General features: G+C 72.6%; 1 protein-coding gene. It reads left to right on the top strand.

Annotated features, from left to right (window positions below; genetic code table 11):
- Nucleotides 1-452 (top strand): CLIPPER-2 domain-containing protein (locus D7X12_RS41950; protein ID WP_147444032.1); only part of this gene is annotated, 452 nt, incomplete at both ends.

Below are 452 nucleotides of genomic sequence, written 5' to 3'. Positions count from 1 at the left end.
CCTACACCTTCACCGTGACCAACCACGGCAAGGCCACGGCGCACGACGTCTCGGTCACCGACGCCCTTCCGGGTCTCTCGGCGGTCGCCCCGGCGAGCGTGGCGACGATCGCCCCGGGCGGGCAGGCGGCGTTCACGGCGACGTACACGATCACGCACGACGACGTGGTGCGCGGCGGTGTCGAGAACACCGCGTCGGTGACCTACCAGGGCCCGACGCGTGGCGGCCAGGTGCCGACGCGGGTGACCGAGCAGAGCAACACGCTCACCACTGCGACCGGCCCGCTGGGCGCCCCGGTGCTCGCCACGCGCGCCGACAAGAAGGTCGCGATGAAGGTGGCCAAGGGCGGCAAGCCCGCGGCCGTGAAGCTGAGCGACGAGATCACGCTCACCGGCTTCCTGCCGGGGGGCGACGCGACCGGTACGGCCACGCTCTACGGCCCGTTCACCGAC

The organism is Corallococcus sicarius, assembly GCF_003611735.1.
Classification (GTDB): domain Bacteria; phylum Myxococcota; class Myxococcia; order Myxococcales; family Myxococcaceae; genus Corallococcus; species Corallococcus sicarius.
The sequence above is the reverse complement of the archived record's forward strand: the minus strand, read 5'-3'. Positions and strand labels throughout refer to the sequence as shown.